17 protein-coding genes are annotated in these 18380 nt (G+C 59.9%); 13 read left to right on the top strand and 4 right to left on the bottom strand.

From position 1 onward, the window contains the following. The 6 genes from HMPREF2820_RS06820 to HMPREF2820_RS06795 all read left to right on the top strand — a co-directional run bounded on the left by HMPREF2820_RS06820 (window position 1) and on the right by HMPREF2820_RS06795 (window position 6427). Window positions 1–879 (top strand): HpcH/HpaI aldolase/citrate lyase family protein, encoded by an 879-nt coding sequence (locus HMPREF2820_RS06820; protein WP_070603476.1) that lies wholly within the window; start codon window positions 1–3, stop codon window positions 877–879. A gap of 104 nt (window positions 880–983) precedes the next feature. Then, window positions 984–2738, top strand: coding sequence for an AMP-binding protein (locus HMPREF2820_RS06815; RefSeq protein ID WP_016422174.1), 1755 nt, complete (start codon window positions 984–986; stop codon window positions 2736–2738). 4 nt (window positions 2739–2742) lie between these two features. After that, entirely contained in the window at window positions 2743–3495 is a 753-nt protein-coding gene (locus HMPREF2820_RS11050) for a CoA transferase subunit A (RefSeq protein WP_016422175.1), read from the top strand. Then, window positions 3496–4164, top strand: coding sequence for a CoA transferase subunit B (locus HMPREF2820_RS11045; RefSeq protein WP_005509864.1), 669 nt, complete (start codon window positions 3496–3498; stop codon window positions 4162–4164). Between the two features lie 58 nt (window positions 4165–4222). Next, window positions 4223–5431: an acetyl-CoA C-acetyltransferase gene (locus tag HMPREF2820_RS06800; protein WP_049190271.1), complete on the top strand. Its 1209-nt coding sequence runs from the start codon at window positions 4223–4225 to the stop codon at window positions 5429–5431. A 132-nt stretch (window positions 5432–5563) separates the two neighbouring features. After that, window positions 5564–6427, top strand: a complete 864-nt coding sequence (locus HMPREF2820_RS06795; RefSeq protein WP_070603473.1) for an HpcH/HpaI aldolase/citrate lyase family protein — start codon at window positions 5564–5566, stop codon at window positions 6425–6427. On the opposite strand, the gene hypD is transcribed toward HMPREF2820_RS06795, so the two are convergent. Both hypD and HMPREF2820_RS06785 read right to left on the bottom strand, forming a co-directional pair. After that, window positions 6428–7579: a hydrogenase formation protein HypD gene (gene hypD / locus HMPREF2820_RS06790; RefSeq protein WP_049193290.1), complete on the bottom strand. Its 1152-nt coding sequence runs from the start codon at window positions 7577–7579 to the stop codon at window positions 6428–6430. 16 nt (window positions 7580–7595) lie between these two features. Next, window positions 7596–7865, bottom strand: a complete 270-nt coding sequence (locus tag HMPREF2820_RS06785; protein ID WP_049172773.1) for a HypC/HybG/HupF family hydrogenase formation chaperone — start codon at window positions 7863–7865, stop codon at window positions 7596–7598. 123 nt (window positions 7866–7988) lie between these two features. Between HMPREF2820_RS06785 and hypE the strand changes: the two genes are divergently transcribed. Further along, window positions 7989–9131, top strand: coding sequence for a hydrogenase expression/formation protein HypE (gene hypE, locus HMPREF2820_RS06780; RefSeq protein ID WP_070603471.1), 1143 nt, complete (start codon window positions 7989–7991; stop codon window positions 9129–9131). Here hypE and HMPREF2820_RS06775 read toward each other — a convergent pair. After that, window positions 9128–11548 (bottom strand): carbamoyltransferase HypF, encoded by a 2421-nt coding sequence (locus HMPREF2820_RS06775; protein ID WP_083308448.1) that lies wholly within the window; start codon window positions 11546–11548, stop codon window positions 9128–9130. The genes hypE and HMPREF2820_RS06775 overlap by 4 nt on opposite strands. On the opposite strand from HMPREF2820_RS06775, the gene HMPREF2820_RS10700 reads away from it, so the two are divergent. The 6 genes from HMPREF2820_RS10700 to HMPREF2820_RS06745 all read left to right on the top strand — a co-directional run bounded on the left by HMPREF2820_RS10700 (window position 11505) and on the right by HMPREF2820_RS06745 (window position 18020). Beyond that, window positions 11505–11942, top strand: a complete 438-nt coding sequence (locus tag HMPREF2820_RS10700) for a hydrogenase maturation nickel metallochaperone HypA (RefSeq protein ID WP_306297366.1) — start codon at window positions 11505–11507, stop codon at window positions 11940–11942. The two genes, HMPREF2820_RS06775 and HMPREF2820_RS10700, sit on opposite strands and share 44 nt — an antisense overlap. A 16-nt stretch (window positions 11943–11958) precedes the next feature. Continuing rightward, window positions 11959–12777, top strand: coding sequence for a hydrogenase nickel incorporation protein HypB (hypB, locus tag HMPREF2820_RS06765; protein ID WP_070603464.1), 819 nt, complete (start codon window positions 11959–11961; stop codon window positions 12775–12777). 331 nt (window positions 12778–13108) lie between these two features. Then, window positions 13109–14347, top strand: a complete 1239-nt coding sequence (locus HMPREF2820_RS06760) for a hydrogenase small subunit (protein ID WP_070603462.1) — start codon at window positions 13109–13111, stop codon at window positions 14345–14347. Between the two features lie 13 nt (window positions 14348–14360). Continuing rightward, entirely contained in the window at window positions 14361–16109 is a 1749-nt protein-coding gene (locus tag HMPREF2820_RS06755) for a nickel-dependent hydrogenase large subunit (RefSeq protein WP_070438472.1), read from the top strand. Beyond that, window positions 16106–17374 carry a Ni/Fe-hydrogenase, b-type cytochrome subunit gene (gene cybH, locus HMPREF2820_RS06750; RefSeq protein WP_083308447.1) on the top strand — a complete coding sequence of 423 codons (1269 nt, stop codon included), beginning with the start codon at window positions 16106–16108 and terminating at the stop codon, window positions 17372–17374. The genes HMPREF2820_RS06755 and cybH overlap by 4 nt, the downstream gene beginning before the upstream one ends. A 61-nt stretch (window positions 17375–17435) precedes the next feature. Beyond that, the gene (locus tag HMPREF2820_RS06745) at window positions 17436–18020 is read left to right on the top strand and encodes a hydrogenase maturation protease (protein ID WP_049191165.1); all 585 of its coding nucleotides are present in this window, start codon (window positions 17436–17438) and stop codon (window positions 18018–18020) included. Here the strand turns inward: HMPREF2820_RS06745 and HMPREF2820_RS06740 are convergent. After that, a complete protein-coding gene (locus HMPREF2820_RS06740) occupies window positions 18017–18376 on the bottom strand; it encodes a hydrogenase maturation nickel metallochaperone HypA/HybF (RefSeq protein WP_016422189.1) in 360 nt (119 codons plus the stop codon). The two genes, HMPREF2820_RS06745 and HMPREF2820_RS06740, sit on opposite strands and share 4 nt — an antisense overlap. Between the last annotated feature and the right edge of the window lie 4 nt (window positions 18377–18380).

Below are 18380 nucleotides of genomic sequence, written 5' to 3'. Positions count from 1 at the left end.
ATGTCTACGCATAACTCCTGGCAGCCGCTGGGCCCTGCAATTCTGTTTGCGCCAGCCGACCGGCCGGAACGGTTCGCTAAAGCTGCTGACCGTGCCGACATGGTGATCCTGGACCTGGAGGACGGCTGTCGCGCTGAAAACCGTGAGGCTGCCCGCGAGGCTATCGTCTCCTGTGACCTCGATCCGGCCCGCACCATTGTGCGTGTCAATCCACCGGAGGTTGAGGACTACGCAGCGGATATTGACATGCTGCGTGGCACCGCTTTCCGCCAGGTGATGCTGCCCAAGGCCTCCTCGGCGCAGCAAGTGGATGAGTTGGTAGCGGCACTGGGGGAGAAGACCCAGATCATTGCCCTCATCGAAACTCCGCTTGGGGTCATGCGCGCCGAAGAGCTGGCGCAGGCCGATGGCGTCGTTGCGCTGTTCTGGGGCGCAGAGGACCTGGTGGCGGGCTTGGCGGGAACGTCATCACGCTTTAGCGAAGCAGAGGCTGCACTCGCGCCGGGCCGTATCCATGCGGGCAGCTACCGCAGTGTGGCGGCACATACCCGCAGCCACGTTCACCTGGCGGCAGCGGCGCACGGTAAGGCCAGTCTGGATTCCATCTACGTCAATATCTCCGACGCGGATGGGCTAGCTGCGGAGGCAGCCGATGCCGCTGCGTTGGGATTCGCTGCCACCGTCTGTATCCACCCAGGTCAGGTCCCGACAATCCGCCAGGCTTATCGCCCCAGCGACGAGGAGATTGACTGGGCGCGTCGGCTCTTGGCGGAAGCGGAAAAGAACACCGGTGCCTTCAGTTTTGACGGCCAGATGGTGGATGCGCCGCTCTTCCGTCAAGCAGAAGCCATTGCTCGGCGAGCCGCTGTAACCGGTTAGTCCCACGGCCGGTAACTACCACTGATTTATCCCCCCCTAAAGAACACATTTCCCCTCACACACTCCGCACTATGCGGAGTCACTTAAACCAAGGAGATCTCCCCATGACCGCGACATTGAAGAACCACGCAGAACAGCGCACTGCTGATCCTTCGAAGCTGCCGGAGGGCTTCACCACTGTGCCGGCACCATACGGCAAGGATGTTGTCGATGCCGATGGCAACAAGATGAGCCACGTGTTCGGCGCCGGTGTCGAGCAAGGTGCCGCTCCACTTCGCGATGAGACTCTCGGTGAGAACCTGCGTGCGATTGTGGAGAAATTCCCGTCCCGCGACGCCGTCGTTGACGTCTACGCGGATGTCTCCTTTACCTTTGAGCGTTTCTACAACCGAGTTCTGCGTCTGGCCAGCGCTTTCATCCGTGAGGGCTACCGTCCAGGAGATCGTATCGGCATTTGGTCCACCAACCGCTGGGAGTGGACCGTGGTGCAGTACGCGTGCCACCACATCGGCCTGGTGCTGGTTAACATCAACCCGGCTTACCGCCAGCACGAGCTGAACTACGTGTTGGAAAAGGCAGGTGTGCGTATGGTGTTTGCCGCCCGCCGCTACAAGGACTCCGATTACCGAACCATGCTGATCGAGGCCTCCAAGCAGCGCGGTGTGCGCCTCGATAAGGTCATCTACTTTGGCTCCTCCGAGTGGTACGAGCACATGCACAGCGAAATCGATGACCTGAGCGAGTACACCTCCCAGCTGAAGCCGGATGATCCGATCAACATCCAGTTCACGTCGGGCACGACAGGCTTTCCCAAGGGCGCTACCCTGACGCACCGCAACCTGCTGAACAATGGTTACTTCATCGGTGAGCTGTTGGGCTACACCGAGGCCGACCGCATCTGTGTGCCGGTGCCGTTCTTCCACACCTTCGGCATGGTGATTGGCACCTTCGCCGCCTTCACCCACGGTGCCGCTATTGTCATTCCGGCTCCGTCGTTTAAGGCGCGTGAAACGCTCAAGGCTGTGCACTCGGCTAAGGCCACCAGCCTCTACGGCGTGCCGACGATGTTCATCAATGAGCTTGAAGAAGCCCACGACCAGGAGGAATACGGCTCCCCTTACGACCTGTCGCTGCTGCGCACAGGTGTGATGGCAGGTACCTCGTGCCCGTCGAAGACCATGCGTGATGTGATGGACAAGCTCAATATGCGTGAGATTGCCATCTGTTACGGCATGACCGAGACTTCGCCGGTGTCCTTCCAGACCCGCGCGGATTCCCCGCTGGAAAAGCGCGTCAACACCGTCGGGCAGATCATGCCGCACCTGGAAGCCCGCATCATCTGTGAAGAAACCGGCGAGACCCTACCACGAGGCGAACAGGGCGAGGTTGTCGTCCGTGGATACTCCGTTATGAAGGAGTACTGGGAGCACCCGGAAAAGACCGCCGAGGCCATCGATGCCGACGGCTGGATGCACACCGGCGACCTGGGCGTGCTTGACGACGAGGGCTACCTGTCCATCACCGGACGTATCAAGGACATGCTCATCCGCGGTGGTGAGAACATCTACCCGCGTGAGATTGAAGAGTTCCTGTTCACCCACCCGGCTGTTGTCGATGCACAGGTCATCGGCGTGCCGGATGACAAGTATGGCGAAGAAATCATGGCATGGGTAATTCTGCACGACGATGTGGAAGACCTCACCGCCGAGGATGTGGCGGCGTTTGCCCACGGCAAGCTGTCGCGTCACAAGATTCCGCGCTACGTTCACGTCGTCGAGGAGTTCCCGATGACCGCGTCGGGCAAGGTTCGCAAGGTTGAGATGCGTGAGATGGCTCCGCGAATCCTGGGCTGGGTGTAGAACAATGTCAAAAACAACTGATCAGACCGGTCGCGAGCTTGTCGCAGGCCTCGTCACTGATGGAATGACCCTGGCAGTTGGCGGCTTTGGCCTGTGTGGTGTGCCATATACCCTCATCGAGGGCGTGCGCGACTCCGGGGCAAAAGACCTCACCATCGTGTCCAACAACATGGGCATTGACGGTACTGGGCTCGGCATTCTGCTGGAGAACAAGCAGGTGGCAAAGGTAGTGGCCTCCTACGTCGGCGAGAACAAGGAGTTTGCTCGCCAGTACCTCGAAGGAGAAATCGAGGTGGAGTTCACCCCTCAGGGCACTCTGGCAGAGCGTCTTCGCGCAGGTGGCGCAGGTATTCCCGCATTCTACACCGCAACCGGCGTCGGTACGCTCGTTGCAGAGGGCAAGCCCCACGCCGACTTCGACGGACAGACCTACGTGCAGGAGCGTGGCATCGTTGCCGACATCGGCCTGGTGCACGCCTACCACGGCGATATTGACGGCAACCTTGTCTATCGCCGGACCGCGCAGAACTTCAACCCGCTGTGCGCAGCATCCGGCAAGGTGACCGTTGCAGAGGTGGAGTACTTGCTTGGCCGCGGCGAGATCGACCCGGATCTGGTGATGACTCCGGGTGTGTATATCCAGCACATCGTTCGCGGTGACGGACGCGAGAAGCTCATTGAAAAGCGCACAACTCGGCCACGCAATACCGATTCCAGCCACGATGCCGGTGACGCGGCAGCAGGGGAGGAGATTTAAATGGCACCTGCGAAGACAATTATGGACAAGGGCTGGAGCCGTGACGAGATGGCACAGCAAGCCGCTGAAGAGCTGCGCGATGGCGACTATGTGAATCTGGGTATCGGCATTCCGACACTGGTGGCAAACCATATTCCCGAAGGCGTGCGCGTTCTGCTGCAGAGTGAAAACGGAATTCTGGGAATGGGTGCCTTCCCATATGAAGGCGAAGAGGATGCTGACCTCATCAATGCGGGGAAGCAGACCGTGACATTGGTGCCGGGCGCGGCAATCTTCGACTCCGCCACCAGTTTCGGCATGATTCGCGGCGGTGCCGTGAAAATGGCCGTGTTGGGTGCGATGGAGGTGAGCCAGTGCGGTGACCTGGCCAATTGGATGATTCCGGGAAAGATGGTCAAGGGCATGGGCGGTGCGATGGACTTGGTCGCCGGTACCCCTCGAGTGGTGGTTTTGACCGATCATGTTTCCAAAGATGGCAAACCAAAATTGGTAAAAGCCTGCGAACTGCCCCTCACAGGTGCAAAAGTAGTGAAAAGGATTATTAGCAACCTGGGAAGCTTCGATGTCGCTGATGATCACCTGGTGCTACGCAGGCTGGCACCTGGGGTGACGCTGGCAGATATCGAGGCCAACACCGAAGCCGCATACGTGGTTGACCTCGAGAATTAAATACGCAGCAATCATGGTCAGTCCACACTCATCAGTTTTGACTTAGGAGAATCCATCCATGAGTAACCTTCCAGCTCCCAGCCCGAATGATGTCGTTATCCTCGCTGGTGCCCGCACCCCGCAGGGCAAGCTGCTCGGTCAGCTGGCACCGCTTACTTCCGTCGAACTTGGCGCTCATGCTGTCAAGCACGCTGTCCAGCGTTCCGGCGTTGCCCCGGAAGAGGTTCAGCACGTCGTTCTGGGCCAGGTGATTCTCGCAGGTGCTGGCCAGAACCCGGCTCGACAGGTCGCCATTAAGGCAGGTCTGCCATGGAATACGACTGCTGAGATCGTTAACAAGGTCTGCCTCTCGGGCCTAAACGCTGTCATTCACGCCGCTCGCTTGATTCGTCTCGGTGATGCAGACGTCGTTGTTGCAGGTGGTCAGGAGTCCATGACGCACGCTCCGCACGTTGCACGCGGTGTTCGTCAGGGCAAGTCCTTCGGTGCGCTGAAGCTGGAGGACACCTTGGAGCGCGACGGTCTGGTCGACTCCTTCGATGGTGTGTCCATGGGTACGCTTACCGACGGTCCGAACAGCGACCTCGGCATTAGCCGCGAGCAGCAGGACGAGGTTGCGGCCGCTTCTCACCAGCGTGCGGCTAAGGCGCAGGAAGACGGTATTTTCGCGCAGGAAATCGCTCCAATCGAGATTCCGCAGCGCAAGGGTGACCCGGTAGTTGTCGACACCGACCAGGGCATTCGCCCAGAGGCCACGGTGGAGACCCTGGCTAAGCTGCGTCCGGTCTTCCTGAAGGAAAACGGCACCATCACTGCCGGTAACTCCTCGCCGATTTCCGACGGTGCCGCAGCAGTTGTGCTGGCATCGCGTGCTTACGCAGAAAAGCACGGCCTGGACTACCTCGCAGTTGTGGGCAAGGCTGGCCAGACCGCAGGTCCGGATAACTCCCTGCACGCTCAGCCTGCGGACTCTTTGAAGGAGGCCCTGCGTCGCGCTGAGTGGGACGCGCAGGAGCTCGACTTCATCGAGATCAACGAGGCATTTGGTGCGGTGGCCGTCAAGTCCCTGCGTGAGCTGGACTACCCGCTGGAGAAGACCAACATCCACGGTGGCGCGATTGCCCTCGGCCATCCGATTGGCTGCTCTGGTGCCCGCCTGACTCTGACCGCTGCGATGGAGCTGAACCGTCGCGGTTCGGGTCGCGCTGGTGTGTCCCTGTGCGGTGGCGGCGGTCAGGGCGATGCGCTGCTGCTGTACCGCGACTAATCGCCAAAGGCTGAAAACTCAGCAAGCCCGCGTTGTGGTTTCCCCTCTATGGATGCCACAACGCGGGTTTTGTTGTCTCCTGGGGGAGCCCCTGCGCGAAGGTGATTCGAGTTTTCAATTAGGTTAGGAGCTATGACAGGCTTTAGCTCCCTCGATGGTGAACAGACCTTCCCTTGGCTTCCCTCTGGCCCGGCGCTACTCTTCGCCCCGGCTGACCGTCCGGAACGTTTCCAGAAAGCTGCTGAACGATCGGACATGGTCATCATTGACCTGGAAGACGGCGCTGCCGTTGACAATCACGAGCAGGCACGTGCGAACATCATCAACAATCCGCTCGACCCGGAGACGACTATTCTTCGGATCACCGGTCCCGGGACTCCGACCTTCGCGGAGGATGTCGCCTTTGCCCGTACATGTGACTACGACATCGTCATGGTGCCCAAGATTCGAGACTCCATCCCCGCAGAGCTCGAAGGGTTGAAGATCATCGCGATGATTGAAACCCCGCAGGCCATGATTAATATCCAGCAGATTGCCATGCACCCGGACGTTGTGGGTCTGTTCTGGGGCGCCGAAGACCTGACCGCCGAACTCGGTGGCGTGTCCTCGCGCCAGAGTGTGGATGAAAACCCTCGTCGCCACTACCGCGATCCGCAGCGATTGGCTCGTGCACTCGTTCAGGTGCATGCAGCTGCGGCGGGTATTGCCGCCATTGATGCCGTTCATACTGACTTTCGCGATGAGCGCGGCCAGTACCTAGAGGCTCTCGATGCCGTGGGCTGTGGTTTCCTGGCTACGGCCTGCATCCACCCGGCGATGGTGCCGCCGGTGCGCAAGGCATATAAGCCGTCGGAAGCAACGCTCGCCCGCGCCCGGAAGATTGTCGATCACGCAGGTACGCACACTGGCGCCTTTCAGCTCGATGGCGAGATGATTGACGCGCCCGTCGTAAAGCAGGCGGTGGCAGCGCTCGCGCGTGCGGGAATTACGGAGTAACTAGCGGCGGGATTTCGCCAGGTTCTCGGTGACCTTCCGATCGATGCGGCCGAAGTTGTAGTACGCCGCACAAGCGCCTTCGGGGGAGACCATGCAGGTGCCGATGGGGGTCGCCGGGGTGCAGGCGGTGCCGAAGACCGCGCACTGCCAGGGCTTGATGTGGCCGGTGAGCACAGAGCCGCATTCGCAGGTCACGGGATCTGGGATACGGCGCCCCGGCACCTGGAAACGGCGCTCGGCGTCGAATGCCGCGTATTCCTCAGAGATGCCGAGGCCGGAGTTTTCAATCCAGCCGAGGCCACGCCACTCGAAGGTGTCGCGGAGGGAAAAGACGCGGTCCATAAGTTTCTGCGCGGTGGTGTTGCCGGAGGAGCGAACGACGCGCGCGTACTGGTTGTCCACCCGCGACTTACCGGCAGCAACGTCGCCGCTGACGAATTGATCCAGCAGCATGACGACGGCCTGGAGCACATCCAATGGCTCAAAACCGGTGACCGCCACTGGCAGATTAAACTCGCGCGGCAGGAACTCAAAGGCGTCCGTGCCGGTGGTTGTAGCCACGTGACCTGGGCCGATGAAACCATCGACCTTGGTTTCGCCGCCGTTGACGATGGCGCGCAGTGGCGGCTCGATGAGTACGTGGTTGGAAAATACGGAGAAGTTTTCCACTCCCTGCCGGCGCGCGGCCTCAATGGTCACGGCAGTCGACGGGGCAGTTGTCTCAAACCCAACGGCGAAGAAAACGACCTGCTTATCGGGGTTATCGGTGGCGATCTTCAGCGCGTCGAGAGGCGAGTAGACAAAGCGCACATCGGCGCCGCGCGCACGTGCCTGCATCAGCGACGTTTCGGACCCCGGCACGCGCATCATGTCGCCGAAGGTCGTGAAAATGACGTCTTCCTGCTGTGCCAGCCAAATGGCATCGTCGACGCGACCCATGGGGATGACGCAGACGGGGCAGCCGGGTCCGTGGATCAGCTCGATGTTTTCGGGTAGGAGGTTTTCCAAGCCGTAGCGGTAAATGGTGTGCGTGTGCCCGCCACAGACTTCCATCAGTGCGATGGGCTTTTCCAGCTTGGTGGCCTCGCGTTCAATGCGTGCGAGCAGCTTCTTCGCAGCGGCGGGATCGCGGAATTCGTCAACGTATTTCATGGTGCCGTCCAGCCCCTCAGTTGATCTGTGACGATGAGAAGGATTCCAGCTCATCCTCGTAAGTGTCGCCGCCTAGCTGTTTGATTTGCTGGAGCGAGAGTCTGGCCTCTTCCTCGTCGATCTTGCTCATGGCGAAACCGACATGTACGAGAACCCAGTCACCGGCGGTGAGGTTCTCGTCAACAAGTAAATCGGTGGAAATCATGCGTGCGACGCCACCAATCTCCACTGTTGCACGGGCAGCATCGTGGACTTCTGTGATGACAGCAGGGACACCAAGACACATACGCTTCTCCTCGTTTGCAATACTTATCGAGACTACCATCAGAGGCAGCGAGCCTCGTTTTCGAAGGACGAGTGACGCAAGCAGTTTTGTCCGCCACCAGCTGTGAAGTTAGGGATAGTGAGCATGCAGCCGAAGAATCGTCTGAACACCAACGAAGCCAAGGTAAACACCAATATTGGTCGCGTTCGGGCACGTCCGTTCAGGCTTCTCGACGACTACGTCACCTTGCAACACGGCTCCGGTGGAAAGGCATCCGCAGCTCTGGTTGAACAGGTCTTTTTCGACGCCTATGGCAATGAAATTCTAGGGCAGGGTGGCGACTCCGGGCTCTTCGCTGCCGATGCCGTCGTCGAAGCTGCGGCAGCTTCTGCACATGGCGGGGCGCGGCTGGCAATGTCCACCGACTCCTATGTGGTCAATCCCATCGAGTTCCCGGGCGGCAACATCGGCGATTTGGCCGTCAACGGCACGATCAACGATCTGGCGGTAGCCGGAGCCAGGCCCCTGGCGCTGACCGCATCGTTCATTCTGGAAGAGGGGCTGGAGATCGCGACTCTGCGCCGCATTGTGGCGAGTATGCGCACCGCTGCCGATGCCGCAGGGGTGAGCATCGTCGCCGGCGACACCAAGGTTGTGCCGAAGGCCGCAGGTGACCAGGTCTACATCACCACGGCCGGGGTGGGCGTGGTCCGCGGCGACTACGCCGGTGCCGCTACGAAAGGATCTGTCTACGCAAACATCGAGGCTGGAGACCGCATCCTCGTCTCCGGTCCAATCGCCGATCACGGCATGGCCGTCATGCTCGCCCGCGGCGACTTGGCTCTGGCCGCGCCTATTGAGTCCGATACCCGCGCTGTCAACGGTCTGGTCGAAGCGCTACTTGAAGCTGCACCCGGCACTCGCTGGATGCGCGATGCCACCCGCGGCGGCCTCGGCACGGTCGCCAACGAGCTCGCCCGTGGCACCGGTCTTGGTGTCGTGCTTGACGACGAATCCATTGCAGTCCGTGAAATGACCCGTGGCGCCTGTGACATGCTCGGCATCGATCCGCTCTACGTCGCCAATGAAGGCACCTTCGTCGCCGTTGTCCCCGCCGAGCAATCCGAGGCAGCGCTCAGTGCACTCCACGCAGCCGGGGCTTCCGAGGCTTGTGATATCGGCTCCATCGAGGACGAGCCCGCCGCTTCCGTGGTACTGGTCACCGGATTCGGCGGCACCCGCATGGTGGACATGTTGGTCGGCGATCCGCTGCCGCGCATCTGCTAGACATCCATGCCGGTTGCCGCCAGCAGGCGACCGGCCATCGCCTGGCCAAGACTCAAGCCGCCATCGCCCGGTGGCACAATTTGATGCTGCAACAGAGTAAAGCCCTCAGCTGCAACTTCGCGCCGCAGCAGCTCCATCAACAGCGCATTATTCGCGCAACCCCCGCTGACGCCGACAACATCGGTGCCGGCTTCCTCCGCAGCCTGCACCAATCGCTTGCCGACGACACCCGCGACCCCACAGTGAAACACAAATGCGGCCTGCTCAGCGTCGGGCGATGCTACCGCCTCCCGGATAACCTCCTGGAGGGGCACTGGTCTGGTCTCTGAACTGACCGCTTCAAGCGCTTCCGCATGTGACCTCACGTAGCGAGTCGCCGCTGCCTCCAACTCCATGGCCGCTTGCGCCTCGTAGCTGATGGCCCCGCCACCGCGCCAGCGAGGAAGCAGCAGAGCTGCGGCGGCATCGAATATGCGGCCGAGAGATGAAGTTTGCACTGTGCCAACTCCCGTCGCCAACTGGCTTTCAACCAGGGTTACTTCGCGCTCGTTTGAGAGGTTGCGCAGGAGGTGGTCGTCGTCAAGCTCCCACTCGTGCGCGAGACCGAGGGCGAGCCGCCACGGGTGCGTGACGGCGCGATCGCCTCCGACCAACGGGAAAGTGGGGCAGTGCCAGGTGCGTTCCCAGGTTGTGGAACTGCGACTGAGCGTGAGGATCTCGCCGCCCCAGATGGTGCCATCGGTGCCATAGCCGGTCCCGTCGAGAGTGGCGACAACTGCATGACCCGCATTGGGGGAGAGGAGACGGTGCTCCGCGAGTAGGGAGAGCGCGTGTGCGAAGTGGTGCTGAACTGCGAGGAGTTCGATGTCGTGCTCGGCGGCGAAGCGTTCGGCGAAGGCGGTCGTGGCGTAGCCCGGATGAAGATCGCAGACGACAAGGTCCGGGGTCGCATCGCGCATGGAAAGGAGCTGGTCAACTGCTCTCTGGTAGGCCTTCTGGCTGGCCCACGAACCCATGTCGCCAATGTGCGCGGAGACGTGAGCGAGGTCCCCATGCGCGATAGCGAAAGTGTTCTTCAGCTCTCCGCCGGTCGCGAAAATGGTGGGTTGGGACGTGCTCCGGACGCTGGTGCCAGGGCCAGGGCCAGGGCCAGGGCCAGTGCCAGGGGCAGGGCCAGTGTGGCTACGAGAATCGGTGGGCGTGATTGAAACGGGGACGGGAGCGAAGCCGCGGGACCGGCGCGATGGGGCGGTGCTGATGAAAACCGAATCTTCAACGGGTACGTGGATTTCGCGGTCGTGGAGGATGAAAGCGTCGGCGATGTGACCGAGCTTCTTCAGCACGTCGGCATTGTCGGTACACACGGGCTCGCCACTGAGGTTGCCGCTAGTGACAACGAGTGGGCGATCGCAAAGCAACAGGTGAATGCCTGAGTACGGAAGCATAATCCCGAAGCTGTCGAGACCCGGTGCGATGAGATTGGAAAGCGGCCCCGACCGCTGCTTCGGTGCAATCACAATCGGTGCCTCAGGGGAGTCGAGAAAACGCTTCTCCTGCTCAGTTAACTCAACCAGTTGGGCAGCGGTGTCAACAGTGGGAGCCATTACCGCCAACGGTTTGTCGGGTCGACGCTTGCGCATCCGCAGTTTCTCGCAGGCAGCGTCATTGGTGGCATCGCAGACCAGGTGAAAACCACCAATACCTTTGACGGCGAGCAGGGCGCCGTCGTCAAGCAGTGCGTGTGCGCGACGAAAGAGCGCGAGAACCTCCTCGCGGGAGGTGGCGGTGGTGGTGCCGCCTGCATCGTGCCAGCTCAGACGCGGGCCGCAGTCGAAGCAGCTGATTGGCTGGGCGTGATAGCGGCGGTCGGTGGGGTCGGTGTACTCGCGCTCGCACGGGGTGCACATCGGAAAGGCCGCCATAGTGGTGCGCGGGCGGTCGTAGGGCAGTTCAGTGATGATGGACAGGCGCGGTCCGCAGTTGGTGCAGGAGATGAAAGGGTAGAGGTAGCGCGGGTTGGTAGGGTCGAAAAACTCACGGCGGCAGTCCGGGCACAGTGCAGTGTCGGGCGGAAGCAGTGCGCGGCCGGAGTAGCTGTGGCGAGAGGGCACGATGGTGAACTCGCGCTCATGGCCCAGTGTCGCGATGTGCTCGGCGGAGTGATTGATGATGTGGGCAAGCGCGGGCAGTTCGGTGAAAAGCTGGCTGCGGAAGGCAGCGAGGGCGTCCGGTGGGCCTTCTACCTCGATGAATACGCCCTGCTCATCGTTGCCACAGAAGCCGACGAGACCCGCGCGCCGGGCGATGGTGGCGACAAAAGGGCGGAATCCGACCCCCTGGACGATACCTTCGATACGCCAGCGAATGCGTTGAATGCTCGTACCCATCCCCGCTCCGGTCGCGCCTGCCTTTTCCATGCATTCAACTTTACGTAAGCGGCTCGGGTCCGTTCGCACTGCTAGTTTGGAGATTGTGCACGAAGTAGCGTTGAGCATGCAGTTAGCGAAGGTTGTCACGAGAGCAGCCGAAGGTCGAACTGTACGCACTGTGCACCTGCGGATAGGCGCTCTACGGCAGGTTGTGCCAGAAACCCTTTCATACGCGTGGGATTTCGTCAGTCACGATACCGGTTTGGGGGACGCGAAATTGGATATTGACTGGGTACCTGCGGTTGTCGAATGCGCGCACGGGCATCGCGAACAGGTGGGGCCACTCGATGGCCTGCTGTGCCCCACGTGCGGAAAGCCAGGACGCGTAATCTCGGGGGAAGAGTTCACAATCGTCGACATCGACGTCGACACGCACAAGTAGGAAAGACGGTTTTATCATGGGACGTTTCCACCGGCATGACGGCGATGACGCACACCACCATCACCACCATCATCATGACCACGACCATGACCACCATCACGGCCATGACCACGTTCATCTCGCCGATCCCGATGACACTAGCCACGGCGACCATTCGGGTTATGAAACCGGCGTGGAACGCGTGACCATCCTCGAGGACATCTTCAGCGAAAACGACCATCGCGCGGAGCATAATCGCGAGCTGCTTGCTGAACATGGCGTGGAAGCCATCAACCTGATGAGCTCCCCGGGCTCAGGCAAGACTGCGCTGTTGGAGAAGACACTGGCGGCTGCGCAGGGAAAGCTGCGCGTCGGCATTATCGAGGGTGATATTGAGACGGCTCTCGATGCCGACCGCCTGGAGGGTTACGGGGCACAGATTTCGCTGCTGAACACGGGCAACGGATTCGGTGGTGAATGCCACTTGGACGCCCCGATGGTCTCCCGCGCGCTCGGGGGGCTGGATTTGGCCACGCTTGACCTGGTCATGATTGAAAATGTGGGAAACCTTGTCTGTCCGGCTGAGTTTGAGGTCGGCGAGACTCGCAAGGCAATGGTCTACTCCATCACCGAGGGGGAGGATAAGCCGGTCAAGTACCCGGTGATGTTCCGCTCTGTGCAGGTAGTGGTTATCAACAAGATGGACCTTGCCCCGTACCTTGACTTCGACATGGAGCTCTTCCGCGCCAACCTGGAAAAGGTCAATCCAGGCGTGAAGGTGATTGAGGTCTCCGCTAAGACCGGGGAGGGCATCGACGAATGGCTCCGTTGGGTCAACCCTGCGCTGGTTGATTAAGCGCGCGCCGGGGGCCGTCGTGAAGCAATGGGGGCGTCACGGCATGCTTGACGACGGCCCCGCTACCCCCTCGCTTCGCTCCACCTTAGTGGGGGATAGGTGATATCCCGCTGTAATCTGCGGCGGTTTTTCACGTTCATTACCTGTACCTGGAGCTATATTTACGCAACATTTATCTTGCATATTATTTTGTTATAACCGCAGCGCAGCACCATTATTCAGGTTGTTCTTAGGTCGCTATACTTGGCCATGTATAGGCAATGGGCCTTGGTAGTTGTAAAACCTCGAAACCAATATTCCTAATAACTAAGCAGAAGGCGCAGCGACAAAAATGATTAGTGGCGCGAATTGGCAGGAAGGGACCCTCGGCGAAAACCTCGCTAGAGCTGGTGTCTCACGGCGCAGTTTCATGAAGTTTTGTGGCACTATGGCGGCAATTTTTGCCGCCGGAACTCCGAATGTCGGTGAGGCTGCGGCGCAGTCACTGACTCCCTCGGCGGAGGAAATCGCAGATAAGCTCTCGGCTGTAAAGAAGCCGAAGGTGGCTTGGCTGCAGTTGCAGGAATGTACCGGATGTATGGAATCCGTATTGCGTTCAGGAGGCACCACTGCTGAAGATGTGGTGCTGAACCTGGTTTCGATGGACTACAACGAGCTGCTCATGGCACCGTCCGGGCATGCGGCTGAAAAGGCTTTGGACGACATGAATGCCGAGGATCACATTCTGGTGGTCAATGGCTCGATTCCGACCGGCGAGAACGGTGCGTACTGCACCATTGGCGGTAAGTCGGCAGAACAGGTGCTGCTCGAGGCTGCTGAGAAGGCCACGGCAATCCTGGCCGTTGGTGCCTGCGCAGTCTGGGGTTCTGTCCAGGCTGCTAAGCCGAATCCGACCGGTGCCAAGGGTGTCGATGAGATTATCAAGGACAAGCCGGTGATTAACGTCTCTGGTTGTCCGCCGATTGGTGAGGTGATTACGGCCACCCTGACGTACGTACTCACTTATGGCAAGACACCGGAGGTCGACGCTGAGGGGCGGCCAAAGTTTGCCTACGACCAGCGTATTCACGACTCCTGTCCGCGTCGCGCGCATTACGATGCCGGTCAGTTCGTGAAAACCTTCGACGACGAGGGCGCACGAAACGGCTGGTGCCTTTACGAGGTCGGCTGTAAGGGGCCATCCACGTTTAGCCCATGCCCAATCGTGCAGTGGAACCTTAAGTCCGGTTGGCCAATTGGTGCTGGTCACCCATGTATTGGCTGTACTGAGAAGGACTTCTTCGACCAGTTCACTCCGTTCTACGACAAGCTGCCGGGAATCCCGGGTATTGGAGTGGAGTCCAGCGTGAACACGGTCGGCGTTGGACTGCTGGCTGCCACTGCCGCGGGTGCCGCGGTCCATGGCGGACTCACACTGGTGAAGGAACTGAAGATAAGGCGCTCCAACGGCGAAGAAAAGGTGTTGGCTGCGTTTGGTGGTGTGGAAGGCCGGAAGCCACCGATGGTCGACCTTCCTTCAAACTCACCAGGCACGCAGAGCGAGACAGCATCCGATTCGAAGGACAACTAAGGGGGCATAGGACATGGCTACGGAAAAAGTTGTAATCGACCCGATTACCCGAATCGAGGGACACCTTCGCATTGAGCTGGAACGCGAGGGAGACCAGATCAAAACCGCGTGGAGTGAGACTACTCAGTTCCGCGGTATCGAAACCATTGTGAAAAACCGCGATCCTCGCGATGTCTGGGCATTCGTTGGTCGTATCTGTGGTGTGTGCACGGGTACTCACTCGGTGGCGTCCATTGCCGCTGTCGAAGATGCCATTGGCTCGACACCGCCCCCGCAGGCACGTCGTATTCGCGACCTGGTGATTGGCTCGCAGGAGATTCACGACCACGTCGTGCACTTCTACCATCTTCACGGTCTGGACTGGATTGATGTCACGAAGGCTCTCGAGGCCGATCCGAAGAAGACCGTTGAGTTCGCGCAGTCGATCGGTTCGACGTGGAAGGGCAATAACGAAGAAACCTTCGCCCGGGTCAAGGAGACCGTGCAGGGCATTGTGGACTCCGGCCAGCTGTCCATCTTCACCGGCGGCTACTGGGGACATGAGGACTACCGCTTGCCGCCCGAGGCCAACCTGATGGCAGTGTCGCACTACCTCGACGCCTTGGCTTTCCAGCGCTCTATCATCCGCATTAACACCGTCTTCGGCGGTAAGAACCCACACCCGAACTTCCTGGTCGGAGGCATGGCGTGCTCCATCGACCCGGAACGCTCTGAGACGGTCAACCAAGTCGGCATTGATCAGATCAAGTCCTGGATCGACGAGATCGTGGAGTTCGTCAATGACTGCTTCTACCCAGATGCAGTCGCCATCATGAGCGTTTACAAGGACTACTTCGACATCGGTCGCTCCTCCGACAGCTTCCTGGCGGTAGGCATGGCCGGCGCCACTTACTCCGGCGACCCGGCTAAGTCCCGTGTCCAGACCGTGCATCCAAACATCAAGCCCGGTGTCATTCTCGACGGTGACTACACCAAGCTCCACCCATTCCAGCCGGAAAAGATCGAGGAATTCATCAACTCCGCCTGGTATACGCAGGAAGCCGGCGATGATGTCGGCCTCAAGCCGTACGACGGCGAAACAACTGTGAACTACACCGGCCCGAAGCCGCCGTACGAGTGGTTGTCGGACAATGAAAAGTACACCTGGTCGAAGGCGCCGCGTTACGACGGTCGCGCTGTTCAAGTTGGCCCGGTTGCTCGTGTGCTGTTGGCATACCTGCAGAAGGAGCCGGAGACAATGCGCCTGGTCGACGAGGTCATGGATAAGCTCGACCTGCGCATTGAACAGATGAACTCCACTGCGGGACGCACCTACGCACGTGCTGTGGAGTCTGTGACCACCGCCAATTACTTGGCAGATCACATTTTCCCGGAGTTCGTTGAGGCCCTGAAGAACGGCGACATCGATGTCTTCGACAACAGCCGTTGGGAGCCGACCACGTGGCCGGAAAAGTGCCAGGGCGTGGGCTTCCTCGAGGTCGCTCGTGGCATGCTCAGCCACTGGGTCAAAATTGAAAATGGCAAGGTGACCAACTACCAAGCCGTGGTTCCCACCACGTGGCTGGCCGGTGGCCGTGACCCGAAGGGGCAGCTTGGCCCATACGAGCACGCGCTGGCTGGCGATGGCACACATCCGCTGGTTGATCCCGAGCAGCCGCTTGAACCACTTCGCACGATTCATTCCTTCGATCCATGTATGGCCTGCGCAGTCCACATTTTGGATCCGGCTGGTCAGGAAATGTTTAAGGTGACGACGGCATGACACCCCCAGTGAGTGAAAATCCGGAACTGCGACTAAAAGATTCCAAGGGCAACCCCCTGGTTATTGCGGTTATTGACGCACACACCAGCCACTGGTTGTCGCCATCCGAGGTCATTCAGGCCGCAGCAATTGTCCCGGACGACTCCCGCGATCCTGTCGACCTTGCGCTGAAGGTCAGTTTGCGTCGTCGTCGTGACGATCTTTTCCATCTCGACGGCACGCCACTGATGAAACTGACCCCGGATTCCTACGACCCGGCAACACCTGACCGCCGTTACTCCATCGCCAAGGTGCACGGCCTCAACATTGCGGATCAAACGGTCGATGTCGCCATCATGCGCGGTGAATTGAATGCGGTCGTTGAGGCATCCACGATGTCCCGTGAGGAAGGCGTTCTACTTCGTCGTAACGCGAACATGCACCATGGTCGCGGGCACCGCAGTATGGGCGTCGCGCTTGCGCCCATTGACAAAGACGGAAATTTCATCGGAGAGTTCATCTTCGAAGGATTCGTGGCAATGGGGCTGCGGAAACTCGACGAGGCCATTGCGGAAAACAAAAAGGGTTCCGGTTCGTGGGTCGAGGTTCACCTGTGGGGATGGGCGCTGCGCGTTCAGCATTGGTTGAACCTGGCGCTGATGTTGGTGATGACCTTTACCGGCTGGTACATCATGCAGCCCTATTTGACCGAGCGCACCTATGACGGCTCGGCCGCGGGCTTCGCGATGGGATATGTCCGTTTCGCGCACTTCTTAGCCGGATTCCTATGGATCGCGGTGGGGCTGTGGCGTGTCATTCTGCTGTTTGTTACCCACGACCGACAAACACGATGGCGTGCGCTATGGCCGATTTATAACAAGCAGGATGTTAAAGACCTCTGGCACACGATGCAGTACTACCTCTTCCTGCGCAAGGAAGGGCCGTTCTACTTCGCACACAATCCGCTGCAGCAGCTGGCGTACACCGGCATTTATGCGATGTGTTTCATTCAGATGCTCACAGGTTTGTCGCTATACGCGATGATGGATCAGTCCAACTGGTTCTTCCAGCTGCTGGCTATGCCGACGCACTGGATTGGCATCGGCTACTTCCGCCTGATTCACACAATCATCATGTACCTGATTTGGCTCTTCGCCATCATTCACGTCTACTTGGTCATCCGCTCCGATGCGGTGCACAACCACGGTGGTCTGTCCTCGATGATTGGTGGCTCTGTCTGGCTACCGCGCGGCACGCAACCGGTTGACTCTCCACGCATTGGATAGGAGATCATTGGGTAACGATAAGGTGTCCGACGCAGTCACCGGTGCTGATGCTGGCACTCCGTTGGTGACGGTTCTTGGCATCGGCAACCCCGTCATGGGCGACGACGGCATTGGTCTCGAGCTGCTGAGGCGTCTTGCCCCAGAACTGGAATCTGCAGGCATGGGGCAGACAACGCAGGCTGGGGATTCTGCGCATCTGGTCTGGTCGCCCTCCAACCTCGATGATCCTGCGAACCTCGCCGGGCGAGGGGACGAATGGACGGGTGCGGTTGCCTACATCGATGGTGGCACCTGCGGTATGGAGTTGCTGCCCATCGTGCAGGAGGCCAAGAACCTATTGTTACTCGACGCTCTCGCTGGTCCGGGGGATCCCGGTACCGTCGTCAAGCTCGTCGGTGACCAGATCCCGCGACTATTGGCGGCAAAGCTGTCCGCGCATCAGGTCGGCTTGCTGGATTTGCTCACCGCGGCGCGACTGCTGGGGCAGGAGCCTGAGCGCGTCGGTGTGGTGGGAGTGGTCTACGAGTCTGCCGACATGGTGGTGGGGCTCAGCAACACGGCACTTGGCGGCATTGAGGAGGCGACTGAGGTTGCGCGTGAGCTCATCGACAGCTGGCTTGCCGACGAGCGCGACAGTGACGTCTAACCCTCGCCCTCAGCGTTGACCTCAATACTGGAGATTTCAAACTCGCGGCCGTGCCGTAAATCCGCAGTAGGTGTGCCACAGACAGGGCAGGTTAGAGCATAGAATTCATCAATTTCATGCTCGGCCTCGCAGGTGGGGCAGTAGACCGTCGAGACAATGAGCTCGGCATCTAACTCGGCGCCCTCACACTGCGTCGCGGCACTGGCCACAGGCCATGCGGCGATGAGGGAATCGTAGACGACCCCGGAGCGGTCGCCGACACGCATTGACACCTTTGTCACGGTGCGTCCCGGGCAGACCTCGGCGATCTTTTCCACCACGCTGGTCAACAATCCAAGCTCATGCACAGATACCATTATG

Source organism: Corynebacterium sp. HMSC064E08, from assembly GCF_001811805.1.
Lineage (GTDB): Bacteria > Actinomycetota > Actinomycetes > Mycobacteriales > Mycobacteriaceae > Corynebacterium > Corynebacterium jeikeium_D.
Note: the sequence above shows the minus strand (reverse complement) of the source record. Positions and strands in the feature narration are given on the sequence as shown.